Below are 24,810 nucleotides of genomic sequence, written 5' to 3' on the forward strand. Positions count from 1 at the left end.
CTACACACGTGCGCAATTCCTATCTCGGTGTAATATTACTCCACCCACCCCGTGCACCCCGCCCTCCTCGGACTTGCCCGAATACCCAACCGTCCGTGGCCTGCCCGGCCACGGACGGTTCCGTCATGCGGTCACCGCAGGCGGTCCTCGATCAGCTCGGCGATCCCGGCGAGGGGCTCGGGCTCCAGCATGCGGTGGTGCTCGCAGCCGGCGCCGCGCACCTCGACGGCCCCGGTGACGTACGGGTGCCACGCCTCGGGCGGGGAGGACGGCTTCGAGGAGGTGACGAGCAGCAGGTCGCCGTCGAAGCGCGGGGCGGGCCCGGCGGTGACGCGGATGCTGTTGACCATGACCTCCAGGGCGTGGCCGCGCTCCCCGGCGTCGAGGCTGCCCAGCTCGCCCTGGCTGCCGCCGAGCAGCTCGATCACCCGGTCGCGCAGCTCGCCGGTGCTCATCGTGGTGACGTCCACCGGGCCGGCGCCGTACGCCTCCGCGTAGTGCTCGCACATGTCGGCGAGCAGGACGTGCCGGTCGGAGTAGTCCTTCTCGTCCGGCGGCGTCGGGTACGCGTCGAGCACGGCCAGCAGGCCCACCCGCTCGCCCTCCGCCCGCAGCCGGGCCGCGAGCGCCTGGGCGAAGTTGCCGCCCAGCGACCAGCCCAGCAGGTGGTACGGGCCCTCGGGCTGTACCTTGCGGATCTGGGCGGCGTAGTCGGCGGTGAGGTCGTCCAGGGTGGCCGGGAGCGGGTCGCGGCCGTCGAGCCCGCGGGCCTGCAGGCCGTACACCGGCCGGTCGGGGCCGAGGTGACGGAGCAGTCCCGCGTACCGCCAGCTCAGGCCGGCCAGGGGGTGCAGGCAGAACAGCGGCGCCGCGCCGCCGCTCTCGCGCAGCGGCAGCAGGACGTCGAACGCGCCGCGCGAGCCGCCGTCGAACCGGGCGCTCAGCCTGGCCGGGGTGGGCTGTTCGAACACGTCGCCCACCCGCAGGTCGGCGCCGAGCACGGCGCGGATACGGCTGACGAGCTGGGTGGCCAGCAGCGAGTGCCCGCCGAGCTCGAAGAAGTTGTCGTCCACCCCCACCCGCGCCACCCCGAGCACCTCCGCGAACAGACCACACACGATCTCCTCACGCGGCCCCCGCGCCGCCCGCCCCGCCTCGACGGTGTACACCGGCGCGGGCAAACCCCGCCGATCCACCTTCCGGTTCGGCGACAACGGCAACGCCGCCAGCACCACGAACGCCGACGGCACCATGTACCCCGGCAACACCCCCGCCACGAACTCCCGCAACCGCGCCGCCTCGACCCCGCCGCCCACCACGTAAGCCACGATCCGCCGATCCCCCGGCCGGTCCTCCCGCACGATGACGACCGCCTGCTCCACCTCCGGATGCCGGGCCAGCACCGCCTCGATCTCCCCCAGCTCGATCCGGAACCCACGCACCTTCACCTGCTCATCCACCCGGCCCACGAAATCCAGCCGGCCATCAGCACGCCAGCGCACCGCATCCCCCGTCCGATACATCCGCTCCCCCGCCGACCACGGACAAGCCACGAACCGCTCCGCCGTCAACGACGGCCGCCCCAGATACCCACGAGCCACCCCGTCACCGGCCACGTACAACTCCCCCACCACACCCGGCGGCACCGGCCGCAACCCGTGGTCGAGGACGTGGATCCGAGCGCCGGGCACCGGCCGGCCGATGGGGGGCGGCTCGGCGTCCGACAGCGGCGCGCTGACGGCGGCGGCGACGGTGACCTCGGTGGGGCCGTACTCGTTGATGAGCCGGCGGCCCGCGCTCCAGCGCGCGAGCGTCTCGGCGGCGAGCGTCTCGCCGCCGGTGAGGACGGTGCCCGGCCAGGGCCCGTCCGCGGGCAGCCCGGCCAGCACCGCCGGGGGCAGGAACGCGTGGCTGACCCGCTCGGCGGCGAGCAGGCCGGCGAGCTCGTCGCCGGTCAGCCCGTCGCCGGGGCCGACCAGGCAGGCGCCGGTCAGCAGGCTCAGGCACAACTCGGCCACCGAGACGTCGAAACTGGGCGAGACGTACTGGAGCACCCGGTCACCCGGACCGGCCGGGTAGGCGCTGGCCTGGTTGTCCCGCAGGGCGGCGAAGCCGTGGTGGGTGACCACGACGCCCTTGGGACGGCCGGTCGAGCCCGAGGTGTAGATCACGTACGCGGGTGAGGCCGCCGACAGGGGCGCGACGCGGTCCGCGTTCGTGGGGTTGCGCGAGGGGTAGCGGGGGTCCGGCAGCGGCTCGGAGACGACCAAGGCGGGCCGCGCGTCGGCGAGCATCGCCTCGATGCGGGCCTCGGGGTAGGCGGGGTCGACGGGCAGGCAGGCGCCGCCCGCCTTCAGGACGGCGAGCCCGGTGATCACGAGGTCGGCGCCCCTGGGCAGCTTCAGCGCGACGATCCGCTCGGGGCCGACGCCTTGCGCGATGAGCTGGTGGGCCAGCCGGTTGGCCCGGCCGTTGAGCTCGGCGTAGGTGAGCCGTTCCGCGCCGAGCGCGAGCGCGGGCTCGCCGGGGGTGCGCAGGACCTGCTCCTCGAACAGCTCCGTCAGGGTCGCGGCCGGGGTGGCCGGACCGCCGTCGCCCCATGCGTCCTCCCCCGGCAGCAGCACGGGCAGCGCGCTGAGCGGTGCGTCCGGGTCCGCGACGGCCGCCGCGAGCAGCCCGCCGAGCCGCCGCACCAGCGCCTCGGCGGTACGCCGGTCGAACAGGTCCGTCGCATACTCCAGGACGCCGCGCAACCCGGCGTCCACGCTGAACGCCAGGTCGAACTTGGCCACGCCGGCCCGCACACCCGCCGGCTCGGCCGTCAGACCGGCCAGCCCGAGCGGCTCGCCGTCCGCGTCCTGCATCGCGAGCATGACCTGGAACAACGGGTGATGGCCGAGCGAGCGCGGCGGGTTGACGACCTCGACGAGCCGCTCGAACGGCACGCCGGCGTACGCGTACGCGGCCAGGTCGGTCTCACGGACCCGGCTCAGCAGGTCGCGTACGGAGGGGTCGCCCGAGGTGTCCGTACGCAGCACCAGGGTGTTGACGAAGAAGCCGACGAGGTCGTCGAGCGCCTCGTCGCCACGGCCCGCCTCCGGAGTGCCGATCGGGATGTCGGCGCCCGCGCCGAGCCTGGTCAGCAGGGCCGCCAAACCAGCCTGGAGCACCATGAACACGGTCGTACCCGTCTCCCTGGCCAGCTTGGCGACGCCGTCCCGCAGGCCGGAGCCCCAGTCGATGGGCACCAGGTCGCCGCGGTGGCTCGCCCGGGCGGGGCGCGGCCGGTCGCCGGGCAGCTCCAGGCATTCGGGCAGGCCGTTCAGGGCCCGCCGCCAGTGGTCGAGGTCCGGGCCGAGGTCCGCGCGCTGCTGCCACAGGGCGTGGTCGGCGTACTGGAGGGGCAGCGGCTCCCAGGTGGGCGCGGCGCCGCTCAGGCGGGCGGCGTACGCGGTGGACAGGTCTCTGGCCAGCGGCCCCATCGACCAGCCGTCGCCGGCGATGTGGTGCAGCAGCACCAGCAGGCAGTGATCCTGCGGGCCGAGCCGGAACAGCGTGACGCGCAGGGGCGGCTCCCGGGTCAGGTCGAAGGCGTGCCCGCAGGCGGCGGTGAGCGCCGCGTCCAGCTCCGCCGGGTCCACGTCACGGACCTCCAGCGGCACGCGGGCCGCACCGGACGGGAGAACGCGCTGCTCGGGCACGCCGTCATGCTCCGGGAAGACGGTGCGCAGGGACTCGTGCCTGGTCACCACGTCGTGCAGGGCCCGGCGCAGCGCGCCGGCGTCGAGCGGGCCGCGCAACCGCAGCGCGCCGGGGATGTTGTACGTGGCGCTCGGCCCCTCCAGGCGGAACATGAACCACAACCGATGCTGGGCCCACGACAGCGGGATCCGCTCCGGGCGGGGCAGCGGCGCCGGCGGCGGCCCGGCCTCTCCCGCGGCCTCGACGCGCCGGGCCAGCAGGACGGGAGTCGGCGCGTCGAAGATGGCCCGGACCTGCAGCCCGGCCTTGAACACGGCCCGGACCCTGCTCAGCAGCTTGACGGCGGTCAGCGACCGGCCGCCGAGCGCGAAGAAGTCGTCGTCGGGCCGCACGTCGGGCACGCCGAGCACCTCGGCGAACAGCCCGCACAGGATCTCCGCGACGGGCCCCGCCGCCCGCCGGGCGGGCGCCGGGACGGGCACGGACAACGGGCTGGGCACTGCGCTCGGAAAGGGGACCGGCGGAAGGGTGACCGGGACCTCCGGGGAGGCCGCGAGCAGGGCGAGCGCCTCGGACAGCCAGCCGCCCAGCGCGCGGGCGGCGGCCTCGTCGAGCAGGTCCGTCCGGTACTCCAGCTCCATCTGCAGCCGCCCGCCCGCCAGGCCCGCGATGAGCCGGAGCGGGTAGTGGGCGGAGTCGCGCCCCCCGACGCTCACCCGGAGCTCGGCGTCCTGGCCGGTGGCCGGGCCGGAGGGGTAGTTCTCCACGGTGACGACGGTGTCGAACAGCTCGCCGAGCCCGCACATCCGGTGGATGCTCCCGAGGCTCATGTGCTGGTGGGCCAGGAGCGCGGCCTGCTCGTCCTGCAGCCGGGCGAGCAGGGCAGCGTACGGCTCCAACGGGTCGAGCCGGACGCGGACCGGGACGGTGTTCATGAACATCCCGACCATGGACTCGACGCCGGGCAGATCGGGCGGCCGGCCGGAGACCACCGCCCCGAACACGACGTCCCGCGCGCCGGTGAGCTCACCGAGCAGCAGCGCCCAGGCGCCCTGGACGACGGTGTTCGCGGTGATGTCGCGGGCGCGCATGGACTCCACCAGACCGCGCGCCACCGCGTCCGGCAGGTCGAGGATGAGCCGTCCCGGCAGCTCGGGCACCCGTTCCGGGGCGTCCGGGAACAGCCGGGTCGGTCGCGACAGCCCGTCGAGGGCCCGCCGCCACTCCGCCTCCGTCTCCCCGGCGTCCTGCCGGCCCAGCCAGGCGAGGTAGTCGCGGAAGGGCGTGACGCGGGGCAGCGCCGAGGCGTCGCCCCGGGAGTGGTAGAGCGCGACCAGTTCGCGCAGCAGGATGGGCAGCGACCAGCCGTCGTACAGGATGTGGTGGTTGGCGACGATCAGCCGGTGATCCTCGGCGGCCATCCTGACCAGCGTGAACCGGAGGGCGGGCGGTCTGGTGAGGTCGAACCGGCGCGCCTGCTCGGCCGCGAACAACGCGGCGAAGTCGGCCTCACGCTCGGCCTCGCCGACGCCCACGCCGCCTGTGCCGCCTGTGCCGCTCAGGTCGGTCTCGCTCCAGGGCAGCTCGACGTCGTGGTGGATGACCTGCATGGACTGGCCGTTCTTGCGCTGGCGGAAGCCCGCCCGCAGCCCGGCGTGCCGGCGCAGCAGCGCCCGCGCGGCCGAGCGCAGGGCGGCGGGGTCCAGACGGCCCTCCAGCCGCAGGACCATCGTGACGGTGTAGGCGTCCACGCCGTCGGGGTCGGCCAGCGCGTGGAAGAGCAGCCCTTCCTGCATCGGCGCCAGCGGCAGCACATCCTCGAAGGCCGAGGTGGCCGTCCGGGTCGTCCGGGTAGTCGTGGTCATCGCGGTCATCACGCCCACTCCTCCATCAGCTCGTTCTCCAGGTCGTCGATCTCGTCCTGGCTGAGCGCCAGCGACAGGTCCGACGGCGTGTGGCCGCCCGCGTCCGGCCGGTCGGCGTGCCGGACGATGCCGCGCAGCGCGGCGAACCAGCCCTCGGCGAGGTCGCGGACCTCCTGCTCGGTGAACAGCTCGCGCGGCCAGGACCAGGTGACGGACAGGGCCGGGCCGCCGGCGCCGTCCACGGCGGTGGCGATCACCTCCAGGGCGTGCGCGGCGGGCATCTCGGGATCGCGGGCCACCGGCGTGGGCAGGTTCGCGGCGGGCGCCCAGTGGCCGGAGTCGTTCCCGCCGCCGAACCGGCCCAGGTAGTTGAAGCCGATCTGCGGGACCGGCGACACCCGCGGCTCGCCGGCGAGGTGGCGCCAGAGGCCGAAGCCGACGCCGTTGTCGGGGATCACCCGCAGGCTCTCCTTGATCCGCTTGAGCGCGGCGCCCACGGCGGGGCCGCCTTCGGACAGGTCCTGGTCGCTCACGGGGCCCGCGTCGAGGCTGACCGGGTACATGCTGGTGAACCAGCCGACCGTGCGCGACAGGTCGAGCCCGTCGGTCAGCTCCTCGCGTCCGTGCGCCTCGACGTCCACCAGCAGGCCGTGCCGGTTCGCCTGCCGGGCGACCGCGATGGCCAGGCCGGTCAGCAGCACGTCGTTGACGGAGGCGTGGTAGACGGCGGGCACCCGCGTCAGCAGCGCCTCGGTGACGCCGGCGGGCAGCGTCACGGTCAGGTCGCGGGCCGTGGCCGCGGTGTCCCTGGCGGGGTCGAGCGGGCGGGCGCCGAGCGGCGGCTCGCCGGCCGGCAGCGCCTCCCATACGGCGCGGTCGGGCCGGGGCTCGCGGGCGAGCGCGGCCAGCGTGTGCGCCCAGGCCCGGAACGAGGTGGGCACCGGGTCGAGCTCCGGCGTGCCGCCGCCGGCCAGGGCCTGCCAGGCGGCGCGCAGGTCGGGGACGATGATGCGCCAGGAGACGCCGTCCACGACGAGGTGGTGCGCCACCAGGAGCAGCACGCCCGGCCGCGCGCCCGCGTCGAACCAGACGGCCCGCACCATCGCGCCCTCGCCTGGCGACAACTCCGACCTGGCCCGCTCACCCTCGCGGGCGACGGCGCCGGCCAGCGCGCCGCCGGTCAGCCCGGCGACGTCCACCCGGCGGACGAGGCCGCCCGCCGGCACCGAGCCGGGCGTGCGCACCTGGAGCGTCCAGGTGTCCGGGTCCAGCCGGGCCCGCAACATGTCGTGCCGGTCGAGCAGCGCCTGGACGGCGGGTACGAGGTGCTCGCCCAGCCCGGAGGGCACGGTGAGCGCCATCGACTGGTTGAACCCGGCGTACGGCCCGTCCAGCTCCCGGAGCCAGTGCATGATCGGTGTGGCCGGGAGGTCGCCGACCCCGGCGTCCACGGGCGCGGGCCCGGCCGCGGCCTCCTGCGCGACGGCCGCGAGCGCCTCCACGGTCTGCTGCTGGAACACGTCGCGCGCGGTGATGGTCAGCCCGGCGCGCCGGGCGCGCGAGACCAGCTGGAGCGACATGATGCTGTCGCCGCCGAGCTGGAAGAACCCGGCGTCGACGGAGACGTCCTCGACGCCGATCACCTCGGCGAACAGGTCGCGGAAGATGCGCTCCCGCTCGGTGCGCGGCTCGCGGCCGCCGGTGACCCCGGCGTAGGACGGGTCGGGCAGCGCCTTCCTGTCGACCTTGCCGTTCGGGGTGAGCGGCAGGTCGTCCAGCGGTACGAGGGCCGCGGGCACCATGTAGTCCGGCAGCACCGCCTCCAGGCGCTCCCGCAGGGCGGCCGGGGAGAGGCGGGTGACGGCGTACCCGAGGAGCCGCTTGGGGCCGCCGGCCGGCTCGTCGGCGATGACCACGGCGTCGCTGACGTCGGGCAGCGCGCGCAGCGCGGCCTCGACCTCGCCCAGCTCGATCCGGTTGCCGCGGATCTTGACCTGGTGGTCCACCCGGGTCAGGAAGTCGAGCTGCCCGTCGGCGCGCAGCCGCACCCGGTCGCCGGTGCGGTACATGCGCGCGCCGGGCTCGGGGGCGAACGGGTCGGGGACGTACCGTTCGGCGCTGCGCGACGGGTCGCCCAGGTAGCCGAGACCGACGCCGGTGCCGGCGATGTAGAGGTCGCCGGGCAGGCCGGGCGGCACCGGGAGGAGTCCCGCGTCGAGGATGTGCAGCCGGTTGTTGCGCAGCGGGCGGCCCACGGGCAGCCGGCCCTGCTCGACCTGGGCGTCGATGTCGTGCCCGATGAAGGCGTGGGTGTTGTCGTCGGAGCACTCGGTCAGCCCGTACGCGTTGATCAGGCCGGCCTGCGGGAAGCGGGCGTACCAGCGCTTGCAGATCTCCGGGGAGAGCACCTCGCCGTTGACGATGAACCAGCGCAGCGACGGCATGTCCGGCGACGGGAGGCCGGCGTCGTAGGCGTCGAGCCCGGCCCGCATGAAGGAGGGTACGACCTCCAGGACGGTGAGCCCGTGCCGTTCGACCTCGGCGAACAGTTCGAGCGGGTCCCTGGCGACGTCCTTGGTGACGATGTGGGTCCGGCCGCCGGCCAGCAGGGCCGACAACATCTGCCACACCGAGACGTCGAACGTGAGCGGCGCGTTGAACACCACCGCGTCACCCTCCCCGATGCCCAGCTCCTCGACCTTGGCCAGCAGGTGGTTGACCATGCCGTGCTGGTGCACCATGGCGCCCTTGGGGCGGCCGGTGGAGCCGGAGGTGTAGATCACGTACATGAGGCGGTCGGCCCCGGCGGCCGGCGGCGGGTTGCCGTGCGGCCGGCCCGCGAGGCCGGCGGCGACCTGCGGGGAGTCGAGGAGCAGCCACGGGGTGTCCACGCCGGGGATCTCCGCGGGCGCCGCCGAGCCGATGAGCACGGCCGGGCGGGCGCTGTGGATCGTGCCGCGGACGCGGTCGGCCGGATGGGCGGGGTCGAAGGGCACGTACACGCCGCCCGCCTTGAGCACGGCCAGCAGGGTGACGACGACGTCCGCGCCCGGCGGCAGCCCGACGGCGAAGAAGCGGCCGCGGCCGTGCCGTTCGATGAGCAGGTGAGCCAGCCGGTTGGCCCGCTCGTTCAGCTCCCGGTAGGTCAGCGTGGTCGTGTCGTCCACCACGGCGGTGGCCTGCGGCGTGCGGGCGGCCTGGGCCTCGAACAGCTCCTGGAAGGCCGGGGCGGGGATGGGCGCGCCGGTCGCGTTGCCGGCGGCCAGCAGGCGGTGCTCGTCCTGCGACAGCAGGTCCACCTGGCCCGGCCGCAGGGCCGGGTCGGCGGAGAGCACGGTCACCAGACGGGTCAGCCGGTCGGCGAGCGAGACGGCCGTGTCCCGGTCGAACAGGTCGGTGGCGTACTCCAGCGAGCCGCAGATGCCCGCGGGCAGGCCGTCGCCGCCGTGGTTCTCGCGCAGCCCGAAGGCCAGGTCGAACTTGGCGACGCTGCCCCGCACGGGCTCGAAGGAGCCCCGCAGCCCCGGCAGGTCGAGCCGGGGGTGACCGTCGCTCATCAGGCTGAACATGACCTGGTAGAGGGGGGTGTGACCCAGGGATCGGGCGGGGTTGACGGCCTCGACGACCCGCTCGAAGGGCGCCTCGGCGTGGGCGTAGGCGGCCAGGTCCGTCTCCCTGACCCGGTCGATCAGCTCGTGGAAGCCGGGGTCGCCGGACAGGTCGGTCCGCAGGACCAGGGAGTTGACGAAGAAGCCGACGAGCTGGTCGAGCGCGGCGTCGTGGCGTCCGGCGACGACGGTGCCGAGCGGGATGTCGGTGCCCGCGCCGAGCCGGCCCAGCAGCGCGGCGACCGCGGCCTGCAGCACCATGAACACGGTGGCGCCGCGCTCGCGGGCCAGCGCGGCCACCCGGCGGTGCGTCTCGGCCGGGATGTCCACCGGAACGGTCGCGCCCCGGTGGCTGGCGACCGACGGCCGCGGCCGGTCGGCCGGCAGTTCGAGCAGCTCGGGGGCGCCGGCGAGGGTGTCGCGCCAGTAGCCGACCTGGTCCTCGCCGACGGCGTTCTCGGCCTGCCAGAGCGTGTAGTCGGCGTACTGCACGGGCAGCGGCTCCCAGCCGGGTGCCCGGCCCTCAAGACGGGCCGCGTACGCGGTGGCGAAGTCGGCCGAGAGCGGCATCATCGACATGCCGTCGCCCGCGATGTGGTGCACGAGCAGCAGCAGCACGTGCTCGGCGGGCCCGGTGCGGTAGAGCCGGCACCGCACGGGCGGCTCCTCGGCCAGGTCGAAGGGGACGCGGATGTCCTCCGCGAGCAGGTCGGGCAGCTCCTCCTCGGTGGTGGCGACGAGCTCGACGGGGATGCGCGAGGCGGGCAGGACATGCTGGTACGCCTGCCCGTCGCTTTCGCGGAACACCGTGCGCAGCACCTCGTGCCGGTCCGCCAGGTCGTCCACGGCGGCCTGGAGCGCCTCGCGGTCGAGCTCGCCGGACAGGCGGATGGGCAGCGGGATGTTGTAGGTCGGGCTGGGTCCCTCCAGCCGGTGCAGGAACCACAACCGCTGCTGGGCGGTGGACAGCGGGATCCGCTCGGGCCGCGGCCTGACGCTGACGGGGACGCGGGCCTCGGCGGCGTCGTCGAGCCGGGCGGCCAGGGCGGCGACGGTCGGATGGTCGAACAGCTCGCGCAGCGGGAGCTCGGCGCCGAGCACGGCGCGGACGCGGCTGACGAGCTGGGTGGCCAGCAGCGAGTGCCCGCCGAGCTCGAAGAAGTTGTCGTCCACCCCCACCCGCGCCACCCCGAGCACCTCCGCGAACAGACCACACACGATCTCCTCACGCGGCCCCCGCGCCGCCCGCCCCGGCTCGACGGTGTACACCGGCGCGGGCAAACCCCGCCGATCCACCTTCCGGTTCGGCGACAACGGCAACGCCGCCAGCACCACGAACGCCGACGGCACCATGTACCCCGGCAACACCCCCGCCACGAACTCCCGCAACCGCGCCGCCTCGACCCCGCCGCCCACCACGTAAGCCACGATCCGCCGATCCCCCGGCCGGTCCTCCCGCACGATGACGACCGCCTGCTCCACCTCCGGATGCCGGGCCAGCACCGCCTCGATCTCCCCCAGCTCGATCCGGAACCCACGCACCTTCACCTGCTCATCCACCCGGCCCACGAAATCCAGCCGGCCATCAGCACGCCAGCGCACCGCATCCCCCGTCCGATACATCCGCTCCCCCGCCGACCACGGACAAGCCACGAACCGCTCCGCCGTCAACGACGGCCGCCCCAGATACCCGCGCGCCACCCCGTCACCGGCCACGTACAACTCCCCCACCACACCCGGCGGCACCGGCCGCAACCCGTGGTCGAGGACGTGGAAGCGGTGGCCGTACAGGGGCGAGCCGATGGGCGGCTTCTCGCCGGCGATCAGGGCGTCGCTGGCGGAGGCCCACATGGTGGCCTCGGTGGGGCCGTAGCCGTTGAGCATGAGGCGCCCCTCGCCCCAGCGTCCGACCAGCTCGGCGCCGAGCACGTCGGTGCCGACGAGCAGGGTGCGCAGGTCCGGCAGCGGCACGACGGGCAGGCTGGCCAGCGCGGCCGGCGGCAGCACGGCGTGGGTGATCCGCTGCCCGGCGAGCAGCGCGGCCAGCTCGTCGCCGCCGCGCACGCCGGGCGGCACGACGACGAGGGTGGCGCCGGCGCCGAAGGCGTACAACATCTCGAACACGGACGTGTCCGTGCTGAGCGGCGCGAACTGCAGCACGCGGCTGCCCGGCGCGGTGCCGAGCCGGTGCCGCTGCGACGCCGCGCTCGCGGCGAGCCCCTGGTGGGTGACCACGACGCCCTTGGGACGGCCGGTCGAGCCCGAGGTGTAGATGACGTACGCGGGCGCGGCGGGCGTGAGAGGCGCGCTCCGCTCGCCGTCGGTGACGTCGTGCCCAGGAAGGCGGCCTTGATCGTCAAGGAGGTCGTCGAGGAGGTCGGCGGTCACGGTGACCAGGGGGTCGCTTTCGCGGAGGATGAGGTTGACGCGCTCGGCCGGGTAGTCCGGGTCGATCGGCAGGTACGCCGCCCCGGCCTTGGCGATGCCGAGCATGGCGACCGCCGCCTGGGCCGATCGCGGCAGCGCGACCGCCACCAGCGACTCGGGCCCGGCCCCGTAGCGGTCGATGAGGAACCGCGCCAGCCGGTTGGCCCGCTCGTTGACCTCCCGGTACGACCACGACACGGACCCGTCCACCACCGCCACCGCGTCGGGGCACTCGCGCACCCGCTCCTCGAACAGCGCCGGCAGCGTCATGCGCGGCCCGGCCGAGCCGCCGTCGCCCCATTGGCTCAGCAACTGCCGCCGTTCACCGCCGGACAGCAGCTCCACCGCGCCGAGGCGCTGATCGGCGTCGGCCGCCACCGACCGCAACAACCGGCAGAACCAGCCCGCGATCCGCTCGGCCGTGTCCCGGTCGAAGATGTCGGTGGCGAACTTGACCACGCCTTCCATGCCCGCCGGGGTGCCGTCGGGGGCGTAGGTCTCGGTCAGCCCGACCCACAGGTCGAACTTGGCGGAGCCGGGGTCGGGGCTGTCGGCGCGCACCGACAGGCCGGGCAGGCGCAGGTTGCCGTCGATGACGTCCCGGTCCACGGTGAGCGTGACCTGGTACAGCGGGGCGTGGCTCATCGACCTGACGGGGTTGACGGCGTCGACGACCCGGTCGAAGGGCACGTCGGAGTTGGCGTAGGCGGCCAGGTCGGTTTCGCGGACCCGCCCCAGCAGCTCGCGGAAGGTGGGGTCGCCGGAGGTGTCGGCACGCAGCACGACCATGTTGATGAAGAAGCCGACCACGTCGTCGAGCGCGGGGTCGCCGCGCCCGGCCACGCCGGTCCCGATCGGGATGTCCTGGCCGGAGCCGAGCCTGGTGAGCAGCCCGGCCAGCGCGGCGTGCATCACCATGAACAGCGTGGCGTTGCTCCGCCTGGCCAGGCCGATGAGGTCCCAGTGCAGCCCGGCGTCGACGTCGAAGGTGACCCGCTCGGCCAGGCTGCCGCGCCGGACGGGGCGCGGCCGGTCGGCGGGCAGTTCGAGCGGCTCGGGGGCGCCGGCGAGCTGGTTCTTCCAGTAGTCGCGCTGGCTGGACAGCACGCTGGCCGGGTCCTCGTCGCTGCCGAGCGTCTCGGCCTGCCAGAGCGTGAAGTCGGCGTACTGGACGGGTAGCGGCTCCCAGCCGGGCGCGCGGCCGCTCAGGCGGGCGGCGTAGGCGGCCGACAGGTCGCGGCTGAGCGTGCTCATCGACACGCCGTCGGTGGCGATGTGGTGCAGCAGCAGGAGCAGGCAGTACTCGCCCGGCTCGGGCCGGGTGAACAGGGTCGCCCTGATGGGCGCCTCGGCGGCCAGGTCGAAGGTGTAGGTGAGCGCGTCGCCGATCGAGCCGCCGGAGACGACGTCCAGCACCGGCCGTACCTGGCCCTCGGGGTGGATGAGCTGGTACGGCCGCCCGCCGTCGTCGGGGTAGACCGTGCGCAGCGCCTCGTGCCGGTCCACCAGGTCGGTGAGCGCCTGGCGCAGGGCCTCGACGTCCAGCGCGCCGGACAGGTGCAGCGCCAGCGGCACGTTGAAGGCCGGGCTCGGTCCTTCGAGCCGGTGCAGGAACCACAGGCGCTGCTGGGCCATGGACAGCGGGATCCGCTCCGGCCTGGGGCGGGCCACCAGCGGGGGCCGGGCCTCGCGGGCGGGCTCCAGACGGCCGGCGAGCGTGGCCACCGTGGGGGCGCGGAACAGGTCGCGCACGCGTACCTCGGCGCCGAGGGTGGACCTCAGGCGGCCGACCAGGCGGGTGGCGAGCAGAGAGTGGCCGCCGAGCTCGAAGAAGTTGTCGTCGATCCCGACGGGCACGCCGAGGATCTCGGCGAACAGCCCGCACATGATCTCCTCGCGGGCGGTGCGCGGGGTGCGGCCGCCCGATCGGGTGGCGAACTCGGGGGCGGGCAGCAGCTTCCTGTCGAGCTTGCCGTTGGCCGTCGCGGGCAGCTCGTCGAGGACCACGAAGGCCGCGGGCACCATGTACTCGGGCAGGTGCGCGGCCACGTGGGCACGCACCTGGCCGGACTCGGGGGCCTTGGCGGCCACGAGGTAGGCGACGATGCGCTTGTCGCCCGGCCGGTCCTCGCGCACGATCACGACCGCCCGCTCCACGTCGGGGTGGCGGGCCAGCACGGCCTCGATCTCGCCCAGCTCGATCCGGAACCCGCGGATCTTGACCTGGTGGTCGACCCGGCCGGCGAAGTCGAGCGAGCCGTCGGGCCGCCAGCGGGCCAGGTCGCCGGTGCGGTACATGCGCTCGCCCGGAGCGCCGAAGGGGTCGGCCACGAACCGCTCCGCGCTCAGCGCGGGGCGGCCCAGGTAGCCGCGGGCCAGGCCGTCGCCGGCGACGTACAGCTCTCCGGCCACGCCGGGCGGCACGGGCCGCAGCCCGGCGTCCAGGACGTGGACGCGGGTGCCGCGGAGCGGCGAGCCGATGGGCGGGTTCTCGCCGGGGACGAGGGCGTCGCTGGCCGAGGCCCAGATGGTGGCCTCGGTGGGGCCGTACCCGTTGAGCATGCGCCGGCCGTCGCCCCAGCGTTCGACCAGCTCGGGGCCGACCACGTCACCGCCGACGAGCAGGGTGCGCAGGTCCGGCAGCGGCGTCTCGGGGACGCTGGCCAGCGTGGCGGACGGGATGACGGCGTGGCTGATCCGCTGCTCGGCGAGCAGCGTGGCCAGGTCGTCGCCGCCGCGTACGTGCGAGGGTGCGATGACGAGCGCGCCGCCGAAGGTCAAGGCCATGAGCAGCTCCATGACGGAGACGTCGAAGCTCGGGGAGGCCAGCTGCAGCACGCGGGAGTCGGGGCCGGTTCGCAGGCGCTCGCGCATGGAGGCGACGGTGGCGGCCAGCCCGTGGTGGGTGACCACGACGCCCTTGGGGCGGCCGGTCGAGCCCGAGGTGTAGATCACGTAGGCGGGCGACCGCGGAGTGAGCGGCGCACGCCGCTCGGCGTCGGTCAGATCGCCAGAAGGGTCGGCCAGATCGCCGGAAGGGCCGGCCAGATCGCCGGAAGGAAGGCCGCCGGAGAGGACGCCGTCGGCGATGGCGAGCCGGGGGACGGGCACGTCGAGGTCGCCGACGACCAGCAGCGGCCGGGCGTCCTCCAGCATGAGGGTGACGCGCTCGGCCGGGTAGTCGGGGTCGATCGGCAGGTAAGCCGCGCCCGACTTGGCGATGCCGAGCAGCGCCACCACCAGGTCGGCCGACCGGGGCAGGGCGACGGCGACGATCGACTCGGGCCCGGCGCCGTGCCGCTCGACGAGCGAGCGCGCCAGCCGGTTGGCCCGCTCGTTGACCTCCCGGTACGACCAGGTCACCGGCCCGTCCACCACGGCCACCGCGTCCGGGCACGCCCGCACCCGCTCCTCGAACAGCTCGGGCAACGTCGCCCGGCCGTCCACGGCGCCGCCGTCGCCCCACTGCTCCAGCATCCGGTGCCGCTCACCGCCGGACAGCAGCTCCACCGCGCCCAGCCGCTGGCCGGCGTCCGCCGCGGCCGAGCGCAGGAACCGGCAGAACCACTCCGCGATCCGCTCGGCCGTGCCCCGGTCGAAGATGTCGGTGGCGTACTTGAGGTTGATCCGCATGCCGCCGGGGTCGCGGCCCTCGCCGTGCGCCTCCTCCAGGAAGAACATCAGGTCGAACTTGGCCGCCTCCAGCTCCACCTCGGGCGGGCTGACGGTGAGGCCCGGCATGCGGGCCTGGGCGCCCGCGTAGTTCTGCAGCACGATGCTGACCTGGAACAGCGGGTGGTAGGCCAGGGAGCGGGCCGGGTTGACGACGTCGACCAGCCGCTCGAAGGGGATGTTCTGGTTGGCGTAGGCCGACAGGTCCACCTCGCGTACCCGGTCGAGCAGCTCGCGGAACGTGGGGTCGCCCGAGGTGTCGGTGCGCAGCACCATGGTGTTGACGAAGAAGCCCACGAGATCGTCCAGCGCCTCGTGGCTGCGGCCGGCCAGACCGGTGCCGATGGGCAGGTCGGTGCCCGCGCCGAGCCGGGACAACAACGCGGCGAAGGCGGCGTGGGCCATCATGAAGACCGTGACGCCCGCTTCGCGCGCGGCGGCGACGATCTCGCGGTGCGCGGCGGCGTCGAGGTTCAGGGTGACCATGTCGCCGCGGTTGCTCGCGATGGCGGGGCGCGGCCGGTCGAGGGGGAGCTCGATCAGCTCGGGCATGCCGGCCAGGCGTTCCCGCCAGTAGGCGAGCTGCCCGGCCAGGGGGCTGTCCGGGTCGTGCTCGTCGCCGAGCATGCGCGTCTGCCAGAGCGTGTAGTCGGCGTACTGGACGGGCAGGGGCTGCCAGGAGGGCGTCGCGCCGGCGCAGCGGGCGGTGTAGGCCTCGGCCAGGTCGCGCAGCAGCGCCGCCCACGACCAGCCGTCGCAGGCCACGTGGTGGATGACCAGGTGCAGCACGTGCTCCTCGGGGCCGGTGGAGAACAGGCCGGCCCGGATGGGGATCTCGTCGGCCAGCTTGAAGGCGCGGTGGCCGAACGCGGTGAGCGTCTCCTTGAGCCGCTCCGGCTCGACGTCGGCGAACGTCGTCTCGGCCGTGGCCCCGTCGAGCACCACCTGGTACGGCTCGCCGTCCTCGCTCCTGATGACCGTCCGCAACACCTCGTGCCTGGCCACGACGTCGTTCACGGCGGCACGCAGCGCGTCCTTGTTCACCAGGCCGGTGAGGCGGAGCACGGAGGGGATGTTGTACTGCGGGTTGTCCTCGTCGAGCCGGTTGATGAACCAGACGCCGCGCTGGGCGTAGGAGAGGGGGACGCGGTCGGGCCGCTCCTCGGGCACGGGCCTGGAGCGGCCGAGGCCGGCCAGGTCGATGCGCCCGGCCAGCTCGGCCGGGGTGGGCGCCTCGAACGCCTCGCGCACGCCCACCTCGACGCCGAACACCGAGCGGAGGCGGCTGACGAGCCGGGTGGCGAGCAGGGAGTGGCCGCCGAGCTCGAAGAAGTTGGCGTCGCGCCCGACGCCGGCGAGGCCGAGCAGCTCGGCGAAGAGCCCGCAGACGATCTCCTCCTGCGGCGTGCGCGGGCGCGAGCCGTCGGCCGGGGCGACGGGTCCGGCCGCCGGCAGCGCCGCGCGGTCCAGCTTGCCGTTGGGGGTGAGCGGCAGCACGTCGAGCGCCACGACGGCGTAGGGCGTCATGTACGCGGGCAGCGCGCGCCCCGCATGGTCGAGCACGTCGCCGATGGCGGCCGAGCCGGGGGTGACGTAGGCGACGATGCGCTGGTCGCCGGGCCGGTCCTCGCGGACGATCACCGCGGCGTGCTCCACGGCGGGATGCTCGCGCAGCACCGACTCGATCTCGCCCAGCTCGATGCGGAACCCGCGTACCTTCACCTGGTGGTCGACGCGGCCGGCGAACTCCAGCAGCCCGTCGGCCCGGCGCCGGGCCAGGTCGCCGGAGCGGTACATCCGCTGTCCCGCGCGGAAGGGGTCGGCCACGAACCGCCCGGCGGTCAGCCCGGGGCGGTGGTGGTAACCGCGGGTCACCAGGTCGCCGGCGATGTACAACTCGCCGACGACGCCGGGCGGCAGCGGCCGCAGCCGCTCGTCGAGGACGTGGACGCGGGTGTTCCAGACGGGCGTGCCGATGGTGATCACGCCGGCGGGCACCTGGTCGCCGGGCTCGATGCGGTACTCCGTGCAGCCGACGGTGGTCTCCGTCGGACCGTACTCGTTGATCACGGTGGCGGCCGGGTGGCGGCGGCGCCACTCGTCCAGCGCCTCGCCCATGAGGGACTCGCCGCCGAGCACGAGCTGGCCGGTGGGCGAGCAGGTGTCCGGCAGTACGGCGAGCAGGGGCAGGTGGCTGGGCGTGGCCTTCACGAAGTCGGGCGACTCCGGCCCTGTCGGGGCGGTGGACTCCAGACCGGCGTCCAGAGCGGCCTCACGGCCGGATTCCAGGTCGGCGTCCAGGTCGGCGTCCAGGTCGGCGAGGTGGACGCAGCCGCCGCAGGTCAGCGGCCCGAACAGGCCGGTGACCGTCAGGTCGAACGAGACCGGCGAGTGCACCAGGGCACGCCCGGTCAGGCCGCCGTAGGCGTGTGCGGCCCAGGCCAGGTAGACGTTGAGCGAGCGGTGCTCGACCACGACGCCCTTGGGACGGCCGGTGGAGCCGGAGGTGTAGATGACGAAGGCGGCGTTGCCGGGGCCGCAGGTGACCTCGGGCGGGGTGGCGGGCAGCACGGCCGCCTCGGCCTCCAGGGCCGCGAGGTCCTCGGGCGCGGCCAGGGTCAGCACCGGGCCGACGTCGTCGAGCATGAAGCGGATCCGCTCGGCGGGCAGGCCGGGGTCCACCGGCAGGTACGCGCCGCCCGCCTTCACGATGGCGAGCAGGGCGACGACCAGCGCGGCCGACTTCGGCAGCGCCACGGCGACGAACCGCTCCGGTCCGACACCACGGCCGGCCAGCAGCCTGGCCAGCCGGTTGGCCCGGGCGTCGAGCTCGGCGTAACCGAGCACCTCGCCGTCGCACTCCACGGCCGCCGCGCCCGGGGTGCGGCGGGCCTGGCGCTCGAACAGCTCGGTCAGCGTCGCCTCGGGCACGTGGCGCGCGGTGTCGTCCCCGAGCAGCCGCTCGCGCTCGCCGGGGGCCAGCAGGTCGAGCTCGGCGATCGTGCGGCTCGGCTCGCGCACGGCGTGGACCAGCAGCCGCACGAGACGGGCCGACAGGTCCTCGGCGGTGCCGGGGTCGAACACGTCGGCGGCGTACTCAAGCGCGCACTCCACCTCGCCGGGCGCGCCCCACCGTGCGGGCTCCCTGACGAAGAAGCTGAGGTCCACCTTGGCCGCGCCGGTGTGCACGCCCGGCTGCGTACCGGTCGCGAGCCCGGGCGCGAGGTCGGGGACGCGCAGGGTGCTCTCGAAGGTCAGCATGACCTGGAAGACCGGGTGGTAGGTCAGCGAGCGGGCCGGGTTGACGGCCTCGACGACGTTCTCGTACGGCACCTCGGCGTGTGCCTGGGCTGCCAGGTCGGCGTCGGTCACCCGGGCCATGAGGCCGGCGAAGGCAGGGTCGCCGGAGGTGTCGGCCCGCAGCGCCAGCGTGTTGAGGAACTTGCCGACGAGCCCGTCGAGCGCCTGGTCGCCCCGGCCGGCCGTGGGGGCGCCGATGACGATGTCGGTGCCCGCGCCGAGCCGGGTGAGCAGGGCGGCCAGCGCGGCATGGATCACCATGAACACGGTGGATCCCGACGCCCTGGCCAGGCGTACCAGGCCGTGGTGCAGGTCCTCGTCCAGGCGGAAGCCGACGCGGCCTGCGCGGCCGGCGCGCACGGCGGGGCGCGGCCGGTCGAGCGGCAGGTCGAGCAGGGCGGGGGCGCCGGCCAGCGCCTCGCGCCAGAACGCCACCTGCGTGCCGGCCCGGCTGCCGGGGTCGGCGGGGTCGCCGAGCAGCTCGCGCTGCCACAAGGTGTGGTCGATGTGCTGCAGGACCGGCGGCGCCGGCACCGGCCCCACGCCGGCGCGGTGGGCGTAGGCGGCGGCCAGGTCGTCCACCATCGGCTGCTCCGACATGCCGTCGCTGGCGATGTGGTGGGTGACCAGCAGCAGCACGTGCTCGTCCGGCCCGGCGCGGAAGAGGGTCGCGCGGAAGGGCGGCTCGACCGTGAACGAGAAGGGGACGGCGGCCTCGGCGTCGAGCGCGGCGGCCAGCTCGGCGGGGGCGACGTCGACGACGCGCAACTCGGGCGCGGCCTGGCCGGCGTCGAGCGGCCGCTGGCAGGGCTCGCCGCCGATGCCGGGGTAGATCGTGCGCAGCGGCTCGTGGCGGGCCACCAGGTCGGCCACCGCGAGGCGCAGCGCGGCCACGTCGAGCGGGCCGCGCAGGCGCAGCGCGAGCGGCAGGTTGTAGGTCGCGGACGCCCCTTCGAGATGATGCAGGAACCACAGGCCACGCTGCCCGGCCGACAGCGGCACCCGCTCCGGCCTGGGCCGGGCGGCGAACACGGGCACGCCCGCTTTCAAAGTTTCGGCGCAGCGCTCGGCCAGCTCGGCGGGCGTGGGTGACTCGAACAGGGCCCGCAGCGCCAGCTCGGCGCCCAGCTCGGCCCTGACCCGGCCGATGAGGCGGGTGGCGAGGACCGAGTGCCCGCCGAGCTCGAAGAAGTTGTCGTCGATCCCGACGCCGGGCACGCCGAGGATCTCGGCGAACAGGCGGCACAGCGCCTCCTCGCGCGCGGTGCGGGGTGCGCCGCCGGAGGTCGCCTGCCACGCCGGCGCGGGCAGTGCGCGCCGGTCGAGCTTGCCGTGCGCGGTCAGCGGCAGGGCGTCGAGCCCGACCACGGCGGAGGGCGTCATGTACGCGGGCAGCCGCCGCCCGGCGTGCGCGAGCAGGCCGGGCGGGTCCACCGAGCGGGGCGTCACGTAGGCGACGATCCGCTGGTCGCCCGGCCGGTCCTCCCGCACGACCGCCGCGACCTGCCCGACCTCCGGGCAGGCGCCCAGCACGGCCTCGATCTCGCCGAGTTCGACCCGGTGACCGCGGATCTTCACCTGGCCGTCGGCGCGGCCGGCGAACTCCAGCACCCCGTCGGGGCGGCGGCGTCCGAGGTCGCCCGTGCGGTACATGCGCTCGCCCGGAGCACCGGACGGGTCCGGCACGAACCGCTCTGCGGTCAGCCCGGACCGGCCGAGGTATCCCCTGGCCAGACCCGCGCCGGCGATGTAGAGCTCGCCCACCTCGCCCGGCGGCAGCGGGCGCAGGGCCTCGTCCAGGACGTGGATGCGGGTGTTGTCCATGGGCAGTCCCAGGGGCAGGACGCCGTCGGGCACCTCGGCCCCGGGCTCGATGCGGTGTTCCGCCACGTTGACGGTCGCCTCGGTGGGGCCGTACACGTTGAGCACCGTGACGTCGGGATGCCGCTGCCGCCACGCGCGCAGCGCCTCGCCGCGCAGGGCCTCGCCGCCGAACATCAGCTCGCGGGTCGGGGAGAAGCGCTCCGGCAGCACCTCCAGAAGGGGCAGGTGGCTGGGCGTGGCCTTGAGGAAGGTGCAGCCGCCGTGCGCCGGGCCGCCCTGCGCGCCGCGATGCGAGCCGTTCGGCAGGTCGTCCTGTGAGCCGCTCTGCGGGTCGTCGTCCAGTGCGGCGACGCGCACGCAGCCGCCCGCCGCCAGCGCGGCCCACAGCGAGGTCACGGTCATGTCGAAGGAGACCGACGAGTGCCACAACGACTCGCCGCGCAGGCCCGGGTAGGTCCGCAGCGACCAGAGCAGGTAGTCGGTGAGGGCCCGGTGCTCGACGACCACGCCCTTCGGCGTGCCGGTGGAGCCGGAGGTGTAGACGACGTAGGCGGGGTGCGCGCCGGGAACGACGTCCGGCAGCTCGAAGTCCGCACCAGGGTCCGCATCGTGCGCGAGCAACTGGTCGACGCCGGTCCCGGCCAGCGCCGCTCCGGTCGCGGCGTCGGTGAGCAGGCAGACCGGCCGGGCGCCGGACAGCATGAGCGCGATCCGCTCGCGCGGGTAGTCAAGGTCGATCGGCAGGTACGCCGCCCCGCACTTGAGCACGGCCAGCAACGCCACCACCAGGTCGGCCGACCGGGGCAGCGCGACGGCGACGATCGACTCCGGTCCGGCGCCGCGAGCGGCCAGGCGGCGGGCCAGCCGGGCGGCCCGCCGGTCGAGGTCGGCGTAGGTCAGCTCGTCGTCCCCGCACCTGACCGCGGGCGCGTCCGGCGCGCGCCGCGTCTGGGCGGCGATCAGCCCGGGAAGCCACTGACCCGTTTCGGCGGCGTTCAGCGGGTCTCGCTCTACCATCGTGACGGCCATCGATTGACTCCTTATGCTTTCGGGCGAAATATCGAGCTGAGCGTAGAAAGACAACTTTTCGCCGGGATATCGGCGGCTTAATTCCGGGAGCGGGGCGTCAATTTCACCTGCAGGCTCGTTATTCCGCTCAGCAGGTTGGAACGCAGGCGCTCGGGCTCGGCGGTGATGTGCATCTCGTCCACGAGGTCGCGCAGCGCCTCCAGCATCGCGCCGATCTCGGTGCGGCCCAGGTAGGCGCCGAGGCAGAAGTGCGGCCCGTACCCGAAGCTGGCGTGCCGGTTGGGGGTGCGGGCCAGGTTCAGGCCCTCGGGGTCGGTGAAGACGTCCTCGTCGCGGTTGGCGGCGGAGTTCCAGAGCGTGACGATGTCGCCCGCGGCGATGTCCTGCCCCCTGATGGTGACGTCGCGCACGGCCGCCCTGCCGAAGTGCATGGCGGGGCTGACCCAGCGCAGGATCTCCTCGACGGCGCTCTGGACGCTCACCTCGCCGCTCTTGAGCGCGGCCCACTGATCGGGGTTGCCGGACAGCGCCGGCACCATGCCGATCATGGTGAGGCGGCTGGTCTCGTCGCCGCCGATGATCAGGCTGTAGCAGTTGAAGACGACGTCGTCGGGCGAGACCGGCCGGCCGTCCACGACGGCCTGGACCAGCGTGGAGATGACGTCCTCGCGCGGCCTGGCGCGGCGCTCGGTCACCAGGTCGTCGAAGTAGAGGAGGATCTCGTTGCGCGCCATCAGCGACTCCTCGGCGGCCTCCTCGGGGTCGTCGCTCTCGGTGTCGCTGCTGAGCGCCGTCTTGGTGAGGCGCAGCAGGAGGTCGCGGTCGCCGTCCGGGACGCCCAGCAGGTCGGAGATCGTGTTGATCGGGATCTTCTCGGCCACGTCCGCGGCGAAGTCGCAGGTGCCCAGCTCGAGCCCGGCGCGGACGCGGTCGCGGGTGTTGCTCCGCACGCGCTCGGCCACGTACGCGAGGGCGCGTGGCGAGAACGCTTTGAGCAGGACGTTGCGCAGGTCCTGGTGGCGTTTGCCGTCCGTCACCGCCAGCATCCGCCCGACCGCCGAGTCACCGCCCGCCAGCAGGGTGGTCAGCACGTTGCCGCGTTCGGAGGTGTAGGTCTCGCCGTCCTTGTAGACGGCCACGACGTCGTCGTACTTGGTCAGCGCCCAGAAGCCGGCGTTCCCGCCGCGGGGGGCGTTCCAGAAGACGGGCGCCTCGCGGCGCAGGCGGCGCCAGATCTCGTACTGGTCGTGGTCGCTGAACGTGCGCGGGTCGGCCAGGTCCAGCTCGCGCAGATCGCGGGGCAGCTCAGGCATCGGGGCCGTCCACGAGGATCAGGTCCATGTGGACGCCTTCGCGCAGCGGCACGATCTCGGCGTACTCGGGCGAGTCGTACCAGCGTCTGGCCTGCTCCGCGCTGGGGAAGCGCATCACCGACAGATGGGTGGGCCGCCAGTCCCCTTCGAGCACGTCGAACGCGCCGCCGCGGATGGCGAAGCCGCCGCCGTACGCCTGGAGGGTGGCCAGCACCTTCGCGCGGTACTCCGCCATCTTCTCCTTGTCGGGGATGACGGCGACGTTGCCGATGACGAACGTGGTCATTGTTCCTCCTGGTCGTGGAGTTCGCCGCTCATGAAGATCACCGCGCGGCCGTCGAGGGCGACGCGGTCGCCGAGGAGCGTCACGCGCACGCGTCCGCCCCTGGGCGAGATCTGGTGGCCGAGGAGGTCGCTCCGCCCCAGCCGGGCGCCCCAGAACGGGCCCAGGCAGCAGTGCGCCGAGCCGGTCACGGGGTCCTCGTTCACGCCGTGGCGCGGCGCGAAGAACCGCGACACGAAGTCGTGCCCGCCGGGCTCGCCACTGCTCCGGCCCGCTGTCACGATGACGCCGCGGACCGGGAAGGCCGCGAGCGCGGCGAAGTCCGGCTCCAGCGCGGCCACCTCCGCCTCCCCGGCCAGCTCGACGAGGTAGTCGAACCGGTTGCGGCCGGTCCAGACCGGCCGCGCGCCCAGCGCGGCGGCCAGCCCTGCGGGCTCCTCGATCGGCTCGGGCGGCTCGGCGGGCAGGTCGAGCCTGATCCCGTCCGCGCCCCGCTCGGTCTCCAGCACGCCGCTGCGGGTACGGAAGCGCAGCCGGGCCCGCGGCTCCCCTTCGCGCTCCCAGAGCACGTGGGCCGCGGCCAGGGTGGCGTGCCCGCACAGGTCCACCTCCCCGCCGGGGGTGAACCAGCGCAGGCCGATGCCGTCGCCGCCGGCCGACCGGTCGACGAACGCGGTCTCCGACAGGTTCAGCTCCGAGGCCACCGACTGCATCCAGCGGGGGTCGCGCGGCCGGTCGAGCAGGCACACCCCCGCCGGGTTGCCGCCGAACGCCCGCGACGCGAAGGCGTCCACCACGAAGATCTTCATGACGCGGGGAAGGCGACGTGGAGTCCGAGCCCCGACTCCCGCGCGGCCTTGGCCGCCGCGAAGCCCGCGACGACGTCCTGCGCGGCCATGCCGAGGGACTTGTAGAGGGTGATCTCCCGGTCGTCGCCGCGGCCCGGGTGCCGGCCGAGCAGCACCTCGCCCAGCTCAGCGCGTACGTGATCGGGCCCGATCAGGCCCTCGTCCATGGGCGCCCGCAGGTCGGTCGACTCGGCGAAGGCCGACTGCCTGCTGTCGACGAACACCGCGCACCGCGCGACCGCCGCCGAGTCCAGCTCCCTGGCTCCCGGCACGGACGCCCCGACCGCGTTGACGTGCGCGCCGGGCGCGAGGTCGCGGCCCACCACGACCGGCTCGCTCGCGGAGGTGACGGTGCAGACCAGGTCCGCGCCCTCCAGGGCGGCCGCGGCCGAGGGCATGACCTCGACCGGCACGCCGAGCCAGGTGCCGGCCCAGCTCCGCAGGTCCGCCGCGGTGCTGGGGCTGTACACGCGGACCCGGCGCAGCGGCCGCACCGCCGCCAGGGCCTCCAGGTGGCTGCGGGCCTGCACCCCGGCGCCGATGAGGGCCAGGTCGCCCGCCTCCGGCCGCGCCAGGGCGTCGGTGGCCGCGGCCGACACGGCGGCGGTGCGCACGGCGGTCAGCTCGGCGGCGTCCAGCAGGGCCATCGGGTAGCCGGTCTCCGGGTCGAACACGATGACCACGCCGACGTGGGCGGGCAGTCCCCTGGCGGGGTTGCCGGGCCGCAACGAGATGGCCTTGATGGCGTACCCGAAGCCGGGGACGTGGCTGGGCATCGCGGCGAAGACACCGTCGTCCGACTCGGGCCGCAGGACGGCGCGGAGCGGTTGCGTCACCTCCCCCGCGCTGTAGGCGCGCATGACGCCGGCCATCAGGCCGATCGCCTCGTCGATGGGCAGGGCCTTGCGCACGGCCTGGCCGTCGAGGAACAACATGGTC

The 24,810-nt window shown here is 74.5% G+C and carries 6 protein-coding genes; all 6 read right to left on the reverse strand.

Annotated elements, in window-relative coordinates; all coding sequences use genetic code 11:
- Nucleotides 1-131 precede the first annotated feature (131 nt).
- Complete coding sequence (locus ACWD0F_RS48635) at nucleotides 132-5,567, reverse strand: amino acid adenylation domain-containing protein (RefSeq protein ID WP_449889463.1); 5,436 nt, start codon at nucleotides 5,565-5,567, stop codon at nucleotides 132-134.
- 8 nt (nucleotides 5,568-5,575) lie between these two features.
- Nucleotides 5,576-21,427 (reverse strand): non-ribosomal peptide synthase/polyketide synthase, encoded by a 15,852-nt coding sequence (locus ACWD0F_RS48640; protein WP_449889464.1) that lies wholly within the window; start codon nucleotides 21,425-21,427, stop codon nucleotides 5,576-5,578.
- 77 nt (nucleotides 21,428-21,504) lie between these two features.
- A complete protein-coding gene (locus ACWD0F_RS48645) occupies nucleotides 21,505-22,740 on the reverse strand; it encodes a cytochrome P450 (protein WP_449889466.1) in 1,236 nt (411 codons plus the stop codon).
- Complete coding sequence (locus ACWD0F_RS48650; RefSeq protein ID WP_449889468.1) at nucleotides 22,733-23,026, reverse strand: DUF1330 domain-containing protein; 294 nt, start codon at nucleotides 23,024-23,026, stop codon at nucleotides 22,733-22,735. Before ACWD0F_RS48650 ends, ACWD0F_RS48645 begins: the two co-directional genes overlap by 8 nt.
- Nucleotides 23,023-23,832, reverse strand: coding sequence for a PhzF family phenazine biosynthesis protein (locus ACWD0F_RS48655; protein WP_449889470.1), 810 nt, complete (start codon nucleotides 23,830-23,832; stop codon nucleotides 23,023-23,025). The genes ACWD0F_RS48650 and ACWD0F_RS48655 overlap by 4 nt, the downstream gene beginning before the upstream one ends.
- Nucleotides 23,829-24,806, reverse strand: coding sequence for an ornithine cyclodeaminase family protein (locus tag ACWD0F_RS48660; protein ID WP_449889472.1), 978 nt, complete (start codon nucleotides 24,804-24,806; stop codon nucleotides 23,829-23,831). Before ACWD0F_RS48660 ends, ACWD0F_RS48655 begins: the two co-directional genes overlap by 4 nt.
- Nucleotides 24,807-24,810: the final 4 nt, after the last annotated feature.

The sequence above is a fragment of the Nonomuraea sp. NPDC002799 genome, from assembly GCF_053592075.1.

Bases quoted from the DNA above. Each gene is read 5' to 3' on its own strand.
- ACWD0F_RS48645 (WP_449889466.1), bottom strand. From the start codon at position 22,740: ATGCCTGAGCTGCCCCGCGATCTGCGCGAGCTGGACCTGGCCGACCCG.
- ACWD0F_RS48660 (WP_449889472.1), bottom strand. From the start codon at position 24,806: ATGTTGTTCCTCGACGGCCAGGCCGTGCGCAAGGCCCTGCCCATCGAC.
- ACWD0F_RS48655 (WP_449889470.1), bottom strand. From the start codon at position 23,832: ATGAAGATCTTCGTGGTGGACGCCTTCGCGTCGCGGGCGTTCGGCGGC.
- ACWD0F_RS48650 (WP_449889468.1), bottom strand. From the start codon at position 23,026: ATGACCACGTTCGTCATCGGCAACGTCGCCGTCATCCCCGACAAGGAG.
- ACWD0F_RS48635 (WP_449889463.1), bottom strand. From the start codon at position 5,567: ATGACCACGACTACCCGGACGACCCGGACGGCCACCTCGGCCTTCGAG.
- ACWD0F_RS48640 (WP_449889464.1), bottom strand. From the start codon at position 21,427: ATGGCCGTCACGATGGTAGAGCGAGACCCGCTGAACGCCGCCGAAACG.